Source organism: Paraburkholderia sediminicola, assembly GCF_046026675.1.
Taxonomy (GTDB): Bacteria; Pseudomonadota; Gammaproteobacteria; order Burkholderiales; family Burkholderiaceae; genus Paraburkholderia; species Paraburkholderia sediminicola_F.
Window position 1 is genome coordinate 154,809 of record NZ_JAQQEY010000002.1, and the last position, 17,266, is coordinate 172,074.

Annotated in this window: 17 protein-coding genes and 1 pseudogene; 13 read left to right on the forward strand and 5 right to left on the reverse strand. The window is 56.9% G+C overall.

The genetic code is table 11. The annotated features are described in order from the left end of the window. Positions 1-557 precede the first annotated feature (557 nt). Both PQQ86_RS20485 and PQQ86_RS20490 read left to right on the forward strand, forming a co-directional pair. Positions 558-1,643, forward strand: a complete 1,086-nt coding sequence (locus tag PQQ86_RS20485; protein ID WP_408270803.1) for a porin — start codon at positions 558-560, stop codon at positions 1,641-1,643. Positions 1,644-1,943: 300 nt separating this feature from the next. Next, complete coding sequence (locus PQQ86_RS20490; RefSeq protein ID WP_408270806.1) at positions 1,944-2,246, forward strand: hypothetical protein; 303 nt, start codon at positions 1,944-1,946, stop codon at positions 2,244-2,246. Between the two features lie 293 nt (positions 2,247-2,539). Here PQQ86_RS20490 and PQQ86_RS20495 read toward each other — a convergent pair whose 3' ends face one another. Then, positions 2,540-2,989 (reverse strand): ester cyclase, encoded by a 450-nt coding sequence (locus PQQ86_RS20495; RefSeq protein WP_408270808.1) that lies wholly within the window; start codon positions 2,987-2,989, stop codon positions 2,540-2,542. A 609-nt stretch (positions 2,990-3,598) separates the two neighbouring features. Between PQQ86_RS20495 and PQQ86_RS20500 the strand changes: the two are divergent. Beyond that, a pseudogene (locus PQQ86_RS20500) lies at positions 3,599-3,931 on the forward strand (tyrosine-type recombinase/integrase); the annotation flags it as partial. Between the two features lie 151 nt (positions 3,932-4,082). Beyond that, a complete protein-coding gene (locus PQQ86_RS20505) occupies positions 4,083-4,865 on the forward strand; it encodes a bestrophin-like domain (RefSeq protein ID WP_408270811.1) in 783 nt (260 codons plus the stop codon). 292 nt (positions 4,866-5,157) lie between these two features. On the opposite strand, the gene PQQ86_RS20510 is transcribed toward PQQ86_RS20505, so the two are convergent. Together PQQ86_RS20510 and PQQ86_RS20515 are read right to left on the reverse strand one after the other, a co-directional pair. Beyond that, the gene (locus PQQ86_RS20510) at positions 5,158-5,613 is read right to left on the reverse strand and encodes a YybH family protein (protein WP_408270814.1); all 456 of its coding nucleotides are present in this window, start codon (positions 5,611-5,613) and stop codon (positions 5,158-5,160) included. Positions 5,614-6,040: 427 nt separating this feature from the next. Continuing rightward, positions 6,041-6,940: a LysR substrate-binding domain-containing protein gene (locus tag PQQ86_RS20515; protein ID WP_408270830.1), complete on the reverse strand. Its 900-nt coding sequence runs from the start codon at positions 6,938-6,940 to the stop codon at positions 6,041-6,043. A 121-nt stretch (positions 6,941-7,061) separates the two neighbouring features. On the opposite strand from PQQ86_RS20515, the gene PQQ86_RS20520 reads away from it, so the two are divergent. The 8 genes from PQQ86_RS20520 to PQQ86_RS20555 all read left to right on the forward strand — a co-directional run bounded on the left by PQQ86_RS20520 (position 7,062) and on the right by PQQ86_RS20555 (position 14,313). Beyond that, positions 7,062-7,844 carry an SDR family oxidoreductase gene (locus tag PQQ86_RS20520; RefSeq protein ID WP_408270833.1) on the forward strand — a complete coding sequence of 261 codons (783 nt, stop codon included), beginning with the start codon at positions 7,062-7,064 and terminating at the stop codon, positions 7,842-7,844. A 581-nt stretch (positions 7,845-8,425) separates the two neighbouring features. After that, positions 8,426-9,517 (forward strand): porin, encoded by a 1,092-nt coding sequence (locus tag PQQ86_RS20525; RefSeq protein ID WP_408270835.1) that lies wholly within the window; start codon positions 8,426-8,428, stop codon positions 9,515-9,517. A 131-nt stretch (positions 9,518-9,648) separates the two neighbouring features. Beyond that, complete coding sequence (locus PQQ86_RS20530; protein ID WP_408270838.1) at positions 9,649-10,608, forward strand: alpha/beta fold hydrolase; 960 nt, start codon at positions 9,649-9,651, stop codon at positions 10,606-10,608. Positions 10,609-11,155: 547 nt separating this feature from the next. Next, positions 11,156-11,896: an SDR family oxidoreductase gene (locus PQQ86_RS20535; protein WP_408270841.1), complete on the forward strand. Its 741-nt coding sequence runs from the start codon at positions 11,156-11,158 to the stop codon at positions 11,894-11,896. Positions 11,897-12,010: 114 nt separating this feature from the next. Then, a complete protein-coding gene (locus PQQ86_RS20540) occupies positions 12,011-12,337 on the forward strand; it encodes a putative quinol monooxygenase (protein ID WP_408270844.1) in 327 nt (108 codons plus the stop codon). 239 nt (positions 12,338-12,576) lie between these two features. Next, the gene (locus PQQ86_RS20545; protein ID WP_408270847.1) at positions 12,577-12,924 is read left to right on the forward strand and encodes an EthD domain-containing protein; all 348 of its coding nucleotides are present in this window, start codon (positions 12,577-12,579) and stop codon (positions 12,922-12,924) included. Between the two features lie 199 nt (positions 12,925-13,123). After that, complete coding sequence (locus PQQ86_RS20550) at positions 13,124-13,453, forward strand: SDR family NAD(P)-dependent oxidoreductase (protein WP_408270849.1); 330 nt, start codon at positions 13,124-13,126, stop codon at positions 13,451-13,453. Between the two features lie 275 nt (positions 13,454-13,728). Then, entirely contained in the window at positions 13,729-14,313 is a 585-nt protein-coding gene (locus PQQ86_RS20555) for a flavin reductase family protein (protein WP_408270852.1), read from the forward strand. A gap of 41 nt (positions 14,314-14,354) precedes the next feature. Here PQQ86_RS20555 and PQQ86_RS20560 read toward each other — a convergent pair whose 3' ends face one another. Further along, complete coding sequence (locus PQQ86_RS20560) at positions 14,355-14,840, reverse strand: GNAT family N-acetyltransferase (protein ID WP_408270854.1); 486 nt, start codon at positions 14,838-14,840, stop codon at positions 14,355-14,357. 329 nt (positions 14,841-15,169) lie between these two features. Between PQQ86_RS20560 and thrS the strand changes: the two genes are divergently transcribed. Continuing rightward, a complete protein-coding gene (gene thrS, locus PQQ86_RS20565) occupies positions 15,170-16,402 on the forward strand; it encodes a threonine--tRNA ligase (protein WP_408279256.1) in 1,233 nt (410 codons plus the stop codon). Between the two features lie 100 nt (positions 16,403-16,502). Here thrS and PQQ86_RS20570 read toward each other — a convergent pair whose 3' ends face one another. Continuing rightward, positions 16,503-17,234 carry a maleate cis-trans isomerase family protein gene (locus PQQ86_RS20570; protein WP_408270857.1) on the reverse strand — a complete coding sequence of 244 codons (732 nt, stop codon included), beginning with the start codon at positions 17,232-17,234 and terminating at the stop codon, positions 16,503-16,505. Positions 17,235-17,266: the final 32 nt, after the last annotated feature.

Sequence of the window (17,266 nt, forward strand, 5' to 3'; positions counted from 1 at the left end):
CTTTGCGCGTGCGCCGAACGCGAACGCCATCGAATCAGCAGATGCGACCCAGTGTTTCGCACAAACTCGGCGCTACAGTCCTTCGCGAGTTCGTTTTACCACGCATAGCCATCCGGTGAGCTGCGCAGCCTGCGCACGGCTCGCCGGATCGTTACTGGTTTACCCGGTCCAGTTGCAAGTAAAAAAATACCATTCAATCGAAGTTTTATACATGGACCCATCGCCTTCCGCGCAATTAACCTTGTCGAATGATGTTCGATACGTTTTTCGCCGGAATCGACATCGACCGCGCAAAAAATACATTCAATCAAAGGAGATCGGCTTGAGCAGCGAAACTACTTAAGGCTGTTAGCTTGCCCCGCCGTTACCGTCCTCCGATCCGACAGACAACAACCGGGGCCGCCCCGAAACCGGCCCTCCATCCGAAAGACTGTGGCATATCCGGGTGCTTTGGCACGCTCGATCGCCCACCGCATGGCATTTATATTAGCTATGCAGACTAATAATTATTCATAAAAGCACCGGCATTCCGATGCGAATAAAAACGGAGATTCCATATGAAAAGGTTTATCACTCTCGCATGCGGCGCAGTCTTGTCCTGGGCGTCCGCCTCCCCCGCGTTCGCGCAGTCGACTGTCACACTCTATGGCGTGCTCGACAATGGCTTCGTCTATCAAAGTTCGAGCGGCAACAATTCGGCGATCCGTGCGGTACCCGGCGGACTCTTCGCGACACGTTATGGCTTTAAGGGCAGCGAGGATATCGGCGGCGGCCTGCACGTTAATTTCCAGTTGGAACAAGCCTTCTCCGGTCAGACGGGTGCGGCAACAAACGCGGCTGAAGCCTTTAATCGTCTAGCGTATGTTGGCCTGTCCGGCGGATTCGGCGAAGTCCGCTTCGGCTTGCAGAACTCGCCGCAATACGACGTCCTGCAGGCGGCAATGGATCCGTCCTGGGTTAAAAGCATCGCGTCGCCCATGAATAATTTCAACGGCCTGATCATCCGCGCGAACAATGGTATTTCCTACTACACGCCGACGTTTGATGGGCTGAATGCCAAATTCATGGTGGCATTGCGCGATTCGACGACCGGGTCGGGCAACGGCATAGGGTTCTATAACGTTGTCGTCCAGTACATCAACGGGCCGTTGAATGTGGCGGCCGGCTACGAGCGGGGCGACGAACCTGGCGTCGGGGCGGGTGGCAGCTATACGCTGGCGGGTGGAGGTGCCGCGGGTCCTGGCGCGGTATTTAGCGTGTTCAACGCAGGGGCTTCGTACGCGATCGGTGCCAACCGCATCTGGCTGGCCTATCACACGGAGAACCTGACCAACACGCCGAAATACAAGCAACACGATGTCTACCAGATATCGGATTCGTATCAACTCTCGCCATTTACTTTGCTTTCGCTGATGTACGGTTACCTGTACGACCGCACGGGTGCGGGCAACAATGCGCAGCAATTGGGTCTGCTTTTCGAGTACTCGCTGTCTAAATCGACCGAGCTCTATACAGCGGCCGGCTTTATCCAGAACAGGAATCAGGCGCTATACACGCTCTCCGGCACCGCGTATTCGGGCCTTGCGGTCACTCCCGGCACCGATACGCGCGGCATCGGAGTCGGCTTGGTACACAAGTTCTGAGGCAATGGCAGAAACCCCGCCCGGCTGTGTCCAGAAGCGTCGTTTGGGCATTCTCGCTGTTACTGGGAGTGGCCATTTCTAAAAGTTCGATTGGGACGCGAGCTGAGGTCATGGTGGTGTAGATGGCGAGGCGAACGTAGGCTGCTGCGTGCGTGACGTTTGGTTCTAAGGGTTTGTACTTATTTTTTCAACATTGTTTTGTTCCGCAAGCACTTAATTGCGAGCAGGACCCGGCCTAGACTGCAAGCACTGAAACGCAAACGGGCGTTTGCGGACAAACGAAGTCTGGAGGTAAGCATCATGAAACTCGTTCAATCGCTCATCGTCGCAGCTGCTCTTGCAATTCCCGCTGCCTCATCTTTTGCTCAATCCAACGAAGCGGTCGCTCCGACCAATGTTCAGGCCGCACAAACTAGCGTGAATCCAGGAAGTAACGCTGCGACCGGTTTTGGCGGTGTTGCTGACGGTACTTCAGCGTCGGGCAGCCATCATCAACTGCGTTCGTTCGGCACTGCCGTCTCCCACCTGGAACATAAAATTCAAGGCTCTGTTCGCCCGGACCCGAATGATGGAATGAAGCCCGTGTTTTTCGGCGGCGCATAAATTGGCCGGGTTGATTGCAGCCTTGTGTCGTTGATTGAGTGGTGCCTGGACGTCCTCGGTCTGTTGACGGAATAACGTTGAGACCCGCAGATTAATCTGCGCGTTTTCGCGTTTAGGAATCTGCCGCTGGGCTTGTTTCGTTGAGCGACGGGTTGCGAGCGGGTCAATTGGCTGCAACGGGTCGACTGCAGAAGTTCGACGCGGGCTACAACGGGCCGGGGGTGTACCCGGTCCGTTGTAGCGTTAGATGCACGTGGCGTTACCCAAACATATCGGACGCATCGTGCCTTTGATCAGGCTGTTTTTATGAGTCCGAGTTGCTGCAGAGCGGTCACGCCGTCGTCCAGGCCGATTTCTTCAACGATCCTGCCATCTTTTAGCTGGAGGACAGTCGTACCAGTGAAGCGCATTTTCCGTCCGGTCGCAGCCGGCAACGATCCAATGAGGAAATCGCTGAATGCCGGACCGGTATGTGTGCCGCCACCTTCCCAACGACCGACTACATAGTCCCCCTCGGCGATGAGATCAGCGGCGCCCCAGAAGTTGAGATCCGGGAATGCTTCGCGGAAATCGGTCATGAATGCCTTGATGTCCTTGCGGCCACGGCGCGGCTCGTGCAGCGAGTAGCGCAGAAGCATGTCAGGAGCGGCAAGCTCGTCGACGATTTCGAGGTTGCAGGTCTTGCCCCAGAAATCGGTGAACCAGCGGCCCACGATGGCCTTGTTGTCATCTTCCTTCGACATGGTGAATTCCTCATTGACTGTGGTTGAAAGAGAGATGCACGATCGCCCCTCTCTGCCTGAACAATATTGGCGCGAGCAGTCAGCAGCCCCCCGTTTCTTGCTGAATACTCGAAGAATCGCCATGCGGCTTGTGGTGACTATGGTCACTATGTCGTGCCATTCGTAGGCAACCGCGCCAGCGGTCAAAGGCGACAAAACCGCATAACTGTGTGCGTTAAGCGTGGCTCTACGTTCATCGCAATTGAACAGCAAGAAACGGAGTGCCTGTACCGATCTACTGCGCTAGCTTGAGCATTCGATCCCGCACTAGCCGGGGTCGGCGGACGACGCGCGGCGCGTCCGAACCACACTTACCCCGCAGGCGCTCGACATGCCAATTCTTTCATCGTCATCGCGCTCGCCTGTCTTTCATCGACTGGAGTTCGACCATGTTGCCATTTCTCTCGTTTCACGCTCTTGCTGCACAACGCGGCGACGGACTGCGCCCTGAACTTCTCGCCTTGTTCGAACGCCATGTCAGATTGGAGACTGGTCTGGCTGCCATCATCGAACCTGCCGAAACAGAACTCCCTAACAAAGCGGTAGACGTAGTTGCCACAGTCCCTGTAGCAAACGCGCGATAGCGTGGAAAATTGGATCAGGGTAGCAGGGCTGTCTTCCTCGGACTTTCTGCTTCCTGGTCGGATTCACGCCTCGCCCCACCTTTCAACCCGTCCATTTGCAAGGATCGTCCACCGTTGGATTAAATCGATCGGGCTAGACGACACCGCCCACGGCACACACACGATGCGGCGAACGAAAGCATCATTGATTTACCGCCGTACCAAGAACCTCAGGGCCGTACAGTTCCTGCTCGGTCACACAAAGCTCGAGAGTACGGTTCGATATCTCGGCATCGCGGTCGACGACGCACTTGAGATGGCCGAGCAAACCGAAGTGTGAGCATGGGTCGGGCAGGAATCAACGCTGCCCGGCGGCCGTCACGGCGCAACGTGGTCGAGCGCACAGACTACCGATGGAGCTTCGTGGTCTGGTTGAGGGGTTTGGACTCCCCGCTCCACCAGGAATATCCCGTTCAGACTGCGCAATCACAATGATGAGTACATGGATACATGAGTTGCCGTTATGGTTGATGGCACTTGTCACTTTTGGTGCGATATTTCTCGCGGGCGCGACCATACATCTCGTCACCGGATGGCTTGCTGCCGGTCGGTATGGGCGATCATTCAAGGCAATTTCGCCCGGTCTGCTTTCTCCACTCGGTATCATATTTGGCTTATTTATTGCCTTCACGGCCTCGCAGGTTTGGAACGATACAGCGCGAGCCAATGTTGCGGTCGCCACTGAAGCGAGTGCGCTGCGATCGGTTGTTGTCATGTCTGCCGTTCTGCCAGAAGAAGCCCAGACCGAACTGCGAAGGATGGTCCGAGACTACATCCAGTACACCGCGACGACTGAATGGCCCCTCGTGGCGAAGGGAGCCGTCACACTTAACGTTACTCCTCCCACGCTGTATAACGCACTGAAGTTCACGCTATCCCTGCCAGTCGTTACGCCCGGACAGCAGATGGCGCAGCGCGAGGTCGCAGCGTCCCTGCAGCATGCTCTCGAAGTGCGTCGCGAGCGCATCCTGATCAGTCACAGCGAAGTGAATGGTGTCAAATGGTTATGCCTGGCGTTTCTGGCGGTGTGCCTGCTGTTCGCCATCGCGTTCGTTCATTGTGACAACCGGCTGACATCTGCCGTGGCAATCGGTCTGTTTTCGGCGGCACTCGCTACAACCGTTTTGCTCATCCTCTCCCATGATCGGCCCTTTACAGGGGAAGTCGCGCTGACGCCGGAGCCGTTGTTGGAGGTGATGCCTGAGAATCGCTGACCGTTGTCGGCTGGTGCTGTTGAAAAGTCACGACACGCAATCTTCCCACCGCCGGTAAGAAAATCGATTTCTCAGATCGGCCTACAAGCCGCTCGCAGGAGTCGGTTAAGGGTTGAACGAGCTTTGCAAACCTTGCGACATTGACCCCTGCCGACTTTTTCAACAGCATCGGTCGCCTTCTGTCCAACGTGGACCGATCAATGACAGCTCACTCCACTGGTTCAAAGTCGGACAGGGTTCGGCCCAGATTGTGTCAAAACGCATTTTGAACACCTATCATGGTGCCACCGGGTTACGGGGTGAACGAGATGAAGCGAGCAATAGACCACTTGCCATCGGGCTGCCGTTTGAAAATGTCCATCCCCGCTTCGGTACTCACGCTCGACTTGACACCCTTCTGCGCAGTAAGCGTCCAGAACAGCCGGACTATGGCGATATCCCCGGAAACAATGATCTCGCGAACATCGGGACTGTCGTAATGAAGTTGCAACTCAGGTTTTGCCAGCACAGCACGGAGCCTCCCGCAGAGCGCGTCTCGGTTACCATCAAGGGCTTCGGGAACAGTCGAAATCAAGTCGGGGGCGAACACGTCGCAGACCCCTGCAGCATCGCGAGCGTTGAACGCCTCCGTCCAACGCTGCAGCCGATTCGTGATGGCGATCGTGTCTGAATCCACGTCCGCGCGAGCTGGAGTCGCCGCGCCGACGGCGGCTAACACGATGACCATCGCCAGCGGCAATCTGATCACGGGAGGTCTCCGATCAATGGGATTTGTTGAGATTTTATAGGGAACGGATCTCGCAAGGGGTTGACAGCAATGAAGGCGGGTAGGCGTTGACGCCAAAGAGATCCCTTGGTCATCTGGCGCAGACCGGCCATGAAGCGTCATTCGCCCGCACCGTCGCTCGGACATTCAGACATCGTTTCCACCCAGGAAGCGGCCAGTTAATTCACGGTGGTGAACGTTGCTTGATCGGCCAAAGCAGCCATGATCGCCTTGACAAGGCAGTGGCGTCGTAGCGTCTGGAAGCAGTCGGGCGAGAGTACTAGCGAGGGGATTCGCCCGGAAGGACCACTCCCGGCTCTGCACCGATGGCTCGGGCAACGATTGCGAGTTGCCGCACTTGCCAATCGAGTCGATTCTTTCACTTATCGATTGATGGTTGCATGCCAACTCACGCAGACGCGAACAATGTAGCTGCCCAATCCGCAAACACCCTGACCTTGGTGCTATATCTTCGGCTAGGCGGATACGCGATATAGACCTCGAGCGGGTCCGGTCGCCATTGCGCGAGAACGGGGACAAGTTTTTTTTGCTCAATGGACGGACGAACCATGAAGTCCATTGTCTGGACGATCCCGAGACCTGCCAGTGCGGCTGCATGGTGTGCATTGCTCTCGCTGACAAGAATGTCATTGCGTACACGACCAAGCGTTATCGTCTCTTCGCCTCGGCGAAACGTAAGGGGGTGCGTCATACCCGTACTTGCAGAGAAATATCCAACGACAGGCATGTCTTTATCCACGATTTCCTGCGGATGTTTCGGTCTGCCGTACTTCGCGAGATAAGCGGGACTTGCACATGTGGTCCATGCAGCCGTTCCGATCGGATGCGTGATGACGTCCGGATCATCTGAGGTACTTCGAATTGCACAGTCTATGTTTTCTGCGACAAGATCCACAGTGCGGTCAGTGACGCTAAGGTGAATCCGCATCGTGGGATAGCGCGCAAGAAAGGCCGGCAATCCAGGAATGAGGATGCAGCTTGCGGTCGATCCTCCGACGTCGACTCTCAGCTGCCCACGTGGGCTCGCTTGCTCTCGACCGAGCGTGGCCTCAAGATCATCGAGTTCACTGAGCAGTTGCCGAGCGCGCTCATAGTAAGCAGCGCCATTGGTCGTCACACTGACCCGCCGCGTATTGCGCTCAAGCAGTTTTACGCCAAGATGCGTTTCCAGCGATTTGACCCATTTGCTCGCCGTGGCGTTGGGCATATTCAGAGAAAGGGCAGCCCGCCCGAAGCCTCCTGTCTCAACAACGCGGACAAAAACACGAATTGCCTGCAAATGGTCCATTGATCCACCTCCGATTATCCACATATGTGAATAGAGTAACCACAATACGTATATTTATCTACCAGCGTGTCTAATATAAGCTGAGGTCATTCGTCCACGCAGGTAACCCAGGAACCCGGAGATGACATCCTCACTCTACGACAACATTCATTCGACCAAGCATGCGGGCAAGGTTGCGCTCGTGACCGGCGGTAGCACCGGAATTGGCTTGGCCACCGCCAAACGTTTTGCGCTAGAAGGCGCCACGGTCTTCATCACCGGGCGACGCCAGGCGGAACTGGATGCCGCAGTATCGGAAATCGGCCATGGCGCACGAGCGATCCGCGGCGACATCTCTTCTGCGGCGGACCTTGACCGCATTGTGGAGATCGTATCGGCTGCTCATCAGAGAATCGACATCCTCTATGCCAACGCCGGCGGCGGCGAATTCGTGCCCCTCGGCGAGATCACCGAAGCGCAATTCGACAAGTACGTCGGCATCAACGTGAAAGGTACATTGCTTACCGTCCAAAGCGCGCTGCCGTTCATGCCAGCGGGCAGCGCGATCGTAATCACGGGATCATTGGCATCGATAAAAGGCATTCCCGCATTCGGTGTCTATGCCGCCACCAAGGCAGCCTTGCGGTCGTTCGCGCGCACCTGGGCATCCGATCTGAAAGGCCGTGACATCCGCGTCAACCTGGTTGCCCCCGGGGTCATCATCACGCCCGCCTACAAGACCGAACTCGGGATGAGTGACGAGCAGATCGACGCGTATTGCAAGGACGTTTCCGGGACGACTCCGCTTGGCAGGGTCGGCACCACAGACGAGATCGCAAAGGCGGTCTCCTTCCTCGCCTTCGACGATGCCAGTTTCATAACGGGTACCGAGCTGTTCGTTGACGGTGGACTCGGGCAAGTCTGATCTGTCGGCGCCGCGTTCATCCGAACGTCGGCGCGACAGCAAGGTTGCCGAGTTACAGGCAAGATTTCCCGATTTCGACTTTGTCGAGCGTGGGCCGGGTGAAGCCATGCATGGAATCGGGCGTCTCGCATGGGGATATGGGCCTGAAGACAATCGAACGGCCGTGACGGGCGTCGACATAGCGGTTACACGAGACGGAAGACTTATCGAGCTGTATGCGTTTCTAGACTGACGACCTTCGACAATCGTGCAGACGCAATTCAACCTTCACGGTTCTTACACTTGTGATCCTGAACGGATCCATTGTTTGTCGGCCGGTCCATCAAATGGAGAGCCTAGATGGATTCGCAAACGCTGGAGACACATGACAAGCAGCCAGGATCCTATGTCTGTCAGCCTATCAACACATGACGCAGGGCGACGTACGTTGTGACTTAGCCGTTCATCTAGAAAAATTTGTTTGAAAATATAGAACGGGAAAGATCAGGAGCTCCCTGAAATTGAGCAGATCGCTTGAATGTGTTCAGAGTAATTGATTAGGAAAGCTACACAAGTAATAGAATGATGAAAGGAGACGGAGGATGAAACGAACCAGCTACATGAAGATTGGTCTGCATTGCGCGGTCGCTCCCGCGTTGTTCGTGGAATTGATGGGCTGCACGTACGCGCAGAGCAATGTCATGCTGTATGGAATCGTCGATGATTCGTTATCTTATGCAAGCAGGACCTTGAATTTGTCGACAGGTCGGGACGCAGGTCGTCAAATCGCGATGATTGATGGCCAGTCTTTTGGCTCGCGATTTGGTATGACGGGTGCTGAGGATTTGGGGGGAGGGGTTAAGGCATCTTTCAAACTCGAGAGTGGCATTAACATCGCAAACGGTAGTACCGGAAACTCGAATGGGAACCTGTTTGGCCGTCAGGCATGGCTCCAGCTAGGGGGCAACTTCGGTTCTGTCACGGCGGGCTTGCAATTCTCTCCGTTCGTAATGGCGCTAATCGAGTCGGATGCGCGAGGCGCGTCGGATTTTGGATCTCTAGCGCCGATTTACGTTGACAGTGTTCTTACCACCGGGCTGTTTAACTCCAACGCGATTACTTACTCAAGTCCGACTTTCGCCGGACTACAAGGAAGTGTCATGATCGCCCTCGGTGGAGAGGCGGGCCACTTTCAGGCCGCAAGGCAGTACTCGGGAAGCTTGACCTATGATCGGAACGGCGTCTTCGCTAACGCGGCCTTCTATAGCGGGAACGCAGGAGATGCAACTACTTCCGCTCCAGCATCCTCGACGGTAGCTTTCACGGGACGCACCATTGGGGTTGGATATACATTCGGTAATTTGACATTCAGGGCGGTGTTCGTCAATTTTAAGATCGCGGGATCCTTCGATAGCCGTGTATACGGGGGTGGGGCAAGTTATGCCGCGACACCTGCTCTAACCCTCGACGCCGGTGCGTGGTTTACTCGGGACGGGAACAACTCGAACAATCATTCGATCTTGGTCGCTACCGGTGTGCGGTATTTGCTCTCGAAGCGGACGATGCTGTATACGCAGTTCGGCTACGTGAACAATAGCGGAAAGATGGACACTGGCCTTTCCAACGATGGCCCATTGTATGAGCCATCCGGAGGAGCTTTCGGAGCAAACGTCGGGATAACCCATTCGTTCTAGCTGTTGATGGGGCGATCCGACGACAGAACTGCGCAGTGTTGTGTGCAGTGTTATTTCGCGGTTATCCATTAATGCGGACACGATCTAAGTCAAGGTCCGGTACACCGAAATTGGCACTCAAGGAGGCGACTATGTCTGACACCACATTACGAGAGGGCGTGGCTCATATCGAACGAGCCACCGGAGCGGGATCGGTATGCGGGGTCCCCGAACTGCCAGATGGCTTTGCCAAGACGTTCGAGAGCTGCTATATCGACGTCGACGGCCTGCGTCTGCACGCCGTGATCGGTGGCGAGGGGCCGCCGCTACTGCTGGTGTGCGGTTGGCCCCAGACCTGGTATGCGTGGCGCTACGTTATGCCGCGCCTCGCACAGCAGTTCTCCGTTGTCGCTGTCGAGCCGCGTGGCGTTGGACTCTCCGAAAAAGCCGCTGTCGGGTACGATTCCGACACGCTTGCAAACGACCTGCTTGGGCTGATGACAGCTCTCGGCCACGAACGCTTTGCGCTAATGGGGTTCAACATCGGCAACTGGACCGGATATGCAATGGCGGCTGCAAGGCCGGATCGGATTGAGCGTTGGGTAATTGTGGAAAGCATTTTCCCGGGTGTGACGCCGTCGCCGCCGGTGTTCGACGTCCGGCAACTGAGTGATAACCTCTGGCACGTCGGATTCAACCGCGCCTTCGGCATCAATGAGCGTATGGTGCAGGGGCGCGAGGAAATTTACTTCGGTCACCAGTTTGCGAGCAAGGCAGGCTCGCCAAACGCCATTCCGGATTATGCCGTCGAGGTCTATGTCGACGCCGTCAAGAATAGCGAATCCTTGCGCGCGAGCTTCGAGTATTACCGTGCCATCGACGTCAATATGGAGCGGAACAAGGAGCGTGTGAAGACGCGTCTGCCGATGCCGATTCTCGCAGTGGGTGCGTCGCGTGCTTTGGGTGAGTATGTCGAAGGCACGGCGAGACTCATCGCCGACAACGTGGCCGGCTTGGTCATCGCGGACTGCGGCCATTTTATTCCCGAAGAAGCGCCCGGTGCGTTCCTCGAAGCGATCGAGCCATTCCTGTGGCCTCTCGATCCGCACTGACTCTCGGGTTCCCCTGCACGAGCGGCACGACGTATCCCTTCCATCAGGTACCGCATCGCCGTGCGGGTTGTCCGGCACTTGTCTTACCCGTGGGCTACCGGAGCACTCGTCGCGTTCAGCGGTCTGGCGTCGATGCGCCGAGCAGCACGTCCTTTAACGCGCTGAAAATTGGGGAAAGTAGACCGTGATGCGGACCAATGCTCGATAAGCCAACTGCAACCGCTGGATAGAGATTCGTCGATCCGAGGCTGCCAGATGCGTTTCCTGCCAAAACCGCTTGCTGCAATTGCGCAGGACGACGGCAGCTAGGAGGCCAGTTCAAAAAGGTTGTTCCAAATGCCTGAATATATTCAAGAAGACAATAGTTTGAACAAACTGTTAGGAATGCTTTGCGAATGTAGAGCGGACGATCGAAGCGAGTGCGAAGACGGCAGAAGCCCGCTGGAGGAAGGATTTTCCTGGCCTGTCGCGCCTATCAAGGCCGTCAGCATTGATTATGCTCAACGAACGTAAAACATATTTTTGACGAACGGAACGGAGACATCTGATGAAACAGCTAACAGGAAAGGTCGCGCTAGTAACCGGAGGCGCACGCGGGATTGGCGCTGGCATCGCTCAACGTCTTGCCAGGGAAGGCGCGCACGTCACGGTCACCTATCCGGGTGCGTTCGACGGGCCCGACAACGTGCTCCGTGCGATTGCCGACGAGGGGGGCAAGGCGTGGGCAATCGAAGCTGACAGCGCAGTGCCTGAAGCAGTAACCGCCGCAGTCGATCAGGTGGCGCGGGACAGGGGAGGCATGGATATTCTCGTGAACAACGCTGGCATCATCGTTGTTTCGCACATCGATGAGTTCTCGACGGCAGATTTCGAGCGCATGTTGGCAATCAACGTCCGAGGTGTGTTTATGGCATCGCAAGCTGCGGCACGACATATGAAGGAAGGTGGACGCATCATCACAATCGGAAGTTGCAACGGCGACAGAATGCCTTTTGAAGGGGGAAGCGTATACGCGTTGACGAAGGCGGCCGTAGCCGGATTCACCCGTGGACTAGCGCGCGATCTGGGTGCGAGGGGAATCACGGTCAATAACGTCCAGCCCGGTCCGACAAACACGGATTTGAATCCGTCCGACGGCCCCTATGCGCCGACCTTCAAGCAGATGCTTGCAGTCCCAAGATTTGGTCGCGTAGACGAGATTGCGGGAATGGTTGCCTATCTCGCGAGTCATGAGGCTGCATTTGTTACAGGTGCCAGTCTGACGATTGACGGAGGGTTTAACGCATAGGAAGGCCGATCGGCTTAGGTTGGACGTTCCCGTCGCGGCAGGACTGTCACTGTGACGATCAGTTGTGGCGACGGGAACATATTTTGGTGAGTTATGTGATTCAAGGAGATGGAGATGAAAGACGGGTTCGCCGCTGTGGTCCACCTGAAGATCAAGCCTGAGAAACTCGACAGGATCAAGGCTTTGCTCGCGGACGTTGGGGATGCAATGAGCGCCGAGAAGGAGTTCGTTCACGCATGGGTGCATCATTCGAAGGACGATCCGACGTCGCTGGTTATCTATGAAGCCTGGTCTTGCGACATCGACTATTTCATGAATAACCTGTTTACCAGGCCCTATAGGAAGACGTATGAAGCCGAGATTTCGGGCGCTCTGCGGGAGGAGCGGAACATCGAAGTTCTCGACTACGTACAGAGTTATCCGGGGCTGCGGGAGAGCTAGCAAAGCGGAAGCGCCGGCTGCGCACACGAATGCAGTCGGCGCGGCGCCCCATGAATATTCGGCGTCGTTTGGGCAACTGTTGGATAGGGCTCAACGAGTGACAATAAGATGGACCGAAAGGCGAGGCCCGTGGTCCGCGAGTACGTGAGCCGTGCGCCTCGCGATAAGGCGACCCGGCAAAGTGAGCCTGTTTCCTAGGTGAAGAGGCTGAGCGATATAAACAGAGTTGGAGACACACCATGATCAAGCTGACTGTATTGCTGCCGAGGAACACATCGATAACTCGGGAGGAGTTTGTGAACTACCATCGAGACGTTCACGCGGCGTTGCTTCGTGGAGATGAGTTCACGCGATCGCTGGTAAAGCGATACGAACAGGCACACAATACCGGCGCGACGATCCCGGGCATCGATCTCCCGGACCATCATTTTGATGGAATCGCGGAACTGTGGTTCGACAACGTTGACGACCTCGTCAAGTACTATACCGACGACCACTATCTCGAGGTAATACAGCCCGACGAAATGCGCTTTATCGATCACTCGCGGGCACTCCTTATGATCTCGACTGTCAATGTCGTTTTCTGAGGGACAGTACGAGGAACCTCCCGATACAGCAGACACAAATCTGCCAGAAACGACCACTCAGTGCTCGCGTCGTTTCCGGCAAGCGCGGTGACGCTCGCCGACGACCTGCCGCAATTGAATGCCGTCCATCTCGCCATGACGAAGCGCTGCATCGTGCCGTTCGGGGGACTGTCGCCGGAACGGGGTTCGGGCGTTTGCGGTGCATCCTGGCCGAATCGAGACGGGCCTGCAGCGGTCCATCACGATCAAGGAACTCCAGGCGCTTGGCTATCGAAACGAGGACGGTGAAATACCAGAAGACCAGCGCACGGCGTATAAGACCGTGCAGCAGGGTGCTGCGACGACGGTATGGTGTGCGACGAATCCGGCGCTCGACGCAATTGGTGGCGTCTACTGCGAAAACGCGGATATTGCCACTGCGGTAGCTGCGAATCACGCGTCGCTTGACGGTGTGCTGCCTTGGGCTATCGATCAAGCCGCGGCCGAGCGGTTGTGGGCACTGAGCGAAACGTTGACAGGTGTCCGGTAGTGACCGATCGATCAGCGTCGAAATGTCCGCAGTTGACGGTAGATCGGCCGTTCACGCTTCGAATGCGGGCGGCTCCTAGGGATCGATCAGAGACAGGCACAGACGGGCGAGCCCACGCAAAAAAGCGTCGGCCGCCCAGGTCGATTCGCTAACTGCATCGGCAGTTTTTCACCTACCTGGCACAGTTTTCACTTTCTGTGTCATGCGGCACGTTGCACCCGTTTTGCGTGTCCCCGCTACAATCTGCCTGATCCATTTCACGCGGAAGAGCACGTATGAAAGTCACCCGGGAACCCGTCGCATTGTCGCGGGCCACGCAGCTACTGAATCACGGCCCTGTCACGATCATTACCAGCGCGCACGGCGGCCGCTCGAATGTGATGGCCGCATCGTGGGCGATGCCGCTCGATTTCACCCCGCCAAAGGTCGTCGTGGTCGTGGACAGCCGTACGCTCACGCGGCAACTGATCGAAGCGAGCGGCGTGTTCGGATTGCAACTGCCGAGCCGCGGATTTGCCGCGCAGACGCTGGCAGTGGGAACGAACGCAGGCGCTGAACTCGACAAGTTCGCGGCCTTCAGCCTTGAGACTTTCCCTGCACAACAAATCGATGTGCCAATGCTGGCGGGCTGCATCACGTGGATGGAATGCAAGGTGATTCCGGACGATAGCCAGCGGCACGATCTCATCATTGGTGAAGTGGTCGCCGCCTATGCGGACAGCCGCGTCTATTCGAACAACCGCTGGCACTTTGGCGATGATGCCGATCTGCGCACATGCCATTACGTGGCGGGCGGGACGTTCTTTGCCACGGGGGACGCGTTTGAAGTCGCTCCGGTGGCGAGCAGCGTGGGGGATTAATCAATTCGCTGGCTACATTTCTGTTCGGAGGTAAGCGTGTCTCACGAATTGCCGTCAGCAAACGCCGTGAGTGCGTCGCCAGCCAGCCGGTAGCGAACCCATTCGCTTTGCGCGCTCGCGCCGATCGACTCATAGAAGCCGATTGCCGGCTCGTTCCAGTCGAGCACACTCCATTCGAAGCGTCCACAGCCTGTTTCGCATGCAATTTGCGCAAGATGGCGAAGCATCTGTTTGCCCGCGCCACTGCCACGCGATGTCGGCGATATGTACAGGTCTTCCAGATAGAGCCCCTGTTTGCCGAGCCACGTTGAATAGGAAAAGAAGTAAACGCAAAAGCCGATTGGCTGGCCGTTCATTTCGCAGATCAAAGCCTTCGCGGTGGACGTGGTCGAGAACAGGCTCGTTTCGATGTCTTCCACGGTCGCGACAACTTCGTGCTCCGCTTTTTCATACACCGCGAGTTCGGTGATGAAGCGGAGAATCAAGGCGGCGTCGGCTACGTGGGCGGGGCGGATGTGGATGGTCAAGGTGAAATGCTCGGTCGATTGGATGGTGGGTCGAAGTTTAGCGAAGATGCGGCGGCTTCGGATCAAACATCCATCGTATCGCTTATCCAGATTGCGATTGACGTGTTGCCACAAAATCGTTTACTGTCGATCCATGGACTTCCACTCGATTCCCTTCGCCGCCGTCACCACCACGACGACCACCTATACAGGCGGGTCGTCTGGAGGTTGCGCACGCTAGAAGCAAGAAGCTGTGGCAGACCACCAAAGGCCCCGCCGGAAACGGACGGGGCCTTTGGCGTTTCTGAACCTCCGTTTGCGGCATCGATCCTCAGTATCTGAAAGATCAAATCAAACGGAGTGTCATCGTGAACGACATCGACCATCGTGTACTGGGCAACAAACTCGACCTCTTCCATCAGCAGGAAGAAGGCGCCGGTATGGTTTTCTGGCACCCACGCGGCTGGGAGCTGTACCGCGTGCTGGAAGACTACATTCGTGCCCGCATGCGCCGCGTGGGCTTTCGCGAGATCCGTACGCCGCAACTGCTGGCGCGCTCGTTGTGGGAGAAAAGCGGCCATTGGGAGAAGTTCGGCGCTGCGATGTATTCGCTAGCCGATGCGGAAGAAGCGCGCGCGCTATGTTTGAAGCCGATGAGTTGTCCGTGTCACGTGCAGGTGTTTAACCAGCGTGTGCGGTCGTATCGCGACCTGCCGGTTCGTTATAGCGAGTTCGGCGCATGTCATCGTGACGAACCTTCGGGATCGCTTGAAGGGCTCAAACGTACGCGTGCGTTCGCGCAGGATGATGCGCATGTGTTCTGCACGGAGGCGCATATCGAAACCGAAGTCGGCCGCTTCTGTTCGCTGCTGCGTGCTGTTTATGCGGATCTTGGTTTCCCTGACTTCAAGGTAGCGCTCGCCACGCGGCCTGCGATGCGTGCGGGCAACGATCAAACGTGGGATCGCGCGGAGGAGGCGCTGGCCAATGCAGCGCGTGCAGCGGGCCTTGAATTCGACGTACTCGAAGGAGAGGGCGCTTTTTACGGTCCGAAACTGGAGTTTCATCTAACGGACAGCCGTGAACGTAGCTGGCAATGCGGCACGATCCAGCTCGATTTCGTACTGCCCGAGCGGCTTGACGCGGAGTTCGTCAACGAGCGCAACGAACGCGAGCGGCCGGTGATGATTCATCACGCGGTGCTTGGCAGCATGGAGCGCTTCATCGCGATGCTGCTCGAACATCACGAAGGGTGGTTGCCGGTGTGGCTTGCGCCGGAACAGGTTGTGGTCGCGACGATCAGCGATGCGAATGCGGCATACGCGCAGGAGGTGATGCAGGCGCTTGACGACGCCGGCATCAGAGCGCTGCTCGACGGCCGACCGGAGCGATTGGAGAGGAAGGTCGTTGACGCAAGGGAAAAGCAAGTGCCGATCTTCGTCGCAGTCGGTTCGCGCGATGAACGCGATCGGACGATCAGTATTCGTATGCGCGACGGACAGCAGTCGACACTTGCGCTCGCAGAAGGTGTCGAGCATTTGCGGTTGGCTGCGCTGCCGCCCGCCACGCATATGAAACAATGAAGCCTGGCTCGCTTAAGGGCGCACTGAGCTGCGCCCTTAAGCTATCTGTCTTTGAAACCCGGACTCGTCCAGTTTGCTCACTGCACCCTCTGGGCCGCGTTCAACCCACTTCCTCGAACAACCTGCCCCAACTCCTAAGCGGGTTGGTGTCCACGCCCAACATTTTCAAAGCCTTCCAAACGACAGTGGCCACCGTGTCATACGCGGGAATATCCGTCGCCATCTCAAACGCTCGCACCAGATGCGCTGCGTGCAGATTCGTGCAGAAGGTCGCCACCGCATCCGGCCTCGCAAACGCGGCCTCCCGCATCATGATCGCCAGTTGCGTATCCGGCACCTCGGCAAAACTGAAATTGTCCTGCAAGCCGAGATGTCGTTCTGAAACGCATTCGATGCCTAGCTTCTCGTAGTTGCGTACGATCCGCTGCTGAACCTCGTCGATATATGGCGACACCAAACCGAACCGCCGCACACCTGTCTTGGTGAAAATCTCGTTGAGCGCCAGTACCGAGGTCGTCGCAGGAATACCGGTCGCCTCGGTGATCTGGCGGCATAACGCCTGGTCACGCTCAAAGCCGAGCCAGCCGGCCGACGTGCCGCTCCAGCCGATCACGTCCACCCGTGCATCGGCCAGTTGACACGCCGCTGCGAGAATCCGGCTCGTGTCGAACTGGCCGAGTGCCTGCTCCGATAACGCGATCTCCGTTACCGTGAAGCGCGCAAAATGTGCGCTGACGTGCGGCAATTCGGTGAGCATCGCCGCAGTGATCGGCTCCAACGCCGTGTTCGACGATGGCGTGAGAATGCCGAGTCGGATTCTCCTGTGTTGCATCGTGGTGTGTCCCTTTGGTGCTTGAGTGCGTC

Excerpts from the sequence above, each read along its gene's own strand:
- PQQ86_RS20485 (WP_408270803.1), top strand. The coding sequence starts at position 558 with ATGAAAAGGTTTATCACTCTCGCATGCGGCGCAGTCTTGTCCTGGGCG.
- PQQ86_RS20555 (WP_408270852.1), top strand. The coding sequence starts at position 13,729 with ATGAAAGTCACCCGGGAACCCGTCGCATTGTCGCGGGCCACGCAGCTA.
- PQQ86_RS20515 (WP_408270830.1), bottom strand. The coding sequence starts at position 6,940 with ATGGACCATTTGCAGGCAATTCGTGTTTTTGTCCGCGTTGTTGAGACA.
- PQQ86_RS20505 (WP_408270811.1), top strand. The coding sequence starts at position 4,083 with ATGATGAGTACATGGATACATGAGTTGCCGTTATGGTTGATGGCACTT.
- PQQ86_RS20530 (WP_408270838.1), top strand. The coding sequence starts at position 9,649 with ATGTCTGACACCACATTACGAGAGGGCGTGGCTCATATCGAACGAGCC.
- PQQ86_RS20545 (WP_408270847.1), top strand. The coding sequence starts at position 12,577 with ATGATCAAGCTGACTGTATTGCTGCCGAGGAACACATCGATAACTCGG.
- PQQ86_RS20540 (WP_408270844.1), top strand. The coding sequence starts at position 12,011 with ATGAAAGACGGGTTCGCCGCTGTGGTCCACCTGAAGATCAAGCCTGAG.
- PQQ86_RS20525 (WP_408270835.1), top strand. The coding sequence starts at position 8,426 with ATGAAACGAACCAGCTACATGAAGATTGGTCTGCATTGCGCGGTCGCT.
- PQQ86_RS20535 (WP_408270841.1), top strand. The coding sequence starts at position 11,156 with ATGAAACAGCTAACAGGAAAGGTCGCGCTAGTAACCGGAGGCGCACGC.
- PQQ86_RS20520 (WP_408270833.1), top strand. The coding sequence starts at position 7,062 with ATGACATCCTCACTCTACGACAACATTCATTCGACCAAGCATGCGGGC.
- PQQ86_RS20495 (WP_408270808.1), bottom strand. The coding sequence starts at position 2,989 with ATGTCGAAGGAAGATGACAACAAGGCCATCGTGGGCCGCTGGTTCACC.
- PQQ86_RS20490 (WP_408270806.1), top strand. The coding sequence starts at position 1,944 with ATGAAACTCGTTCAATCGCTCATCGTCGCAGCTGCTCTTGCAATTCCC.
- PQQ86_RS20570 (WP_408270857.1), bottom strand. The coding sequence starts at position 17,234 with ATGCAACACAGGAGAATCCGACTCGGCATTCTCACGCCATCGTCGAAC.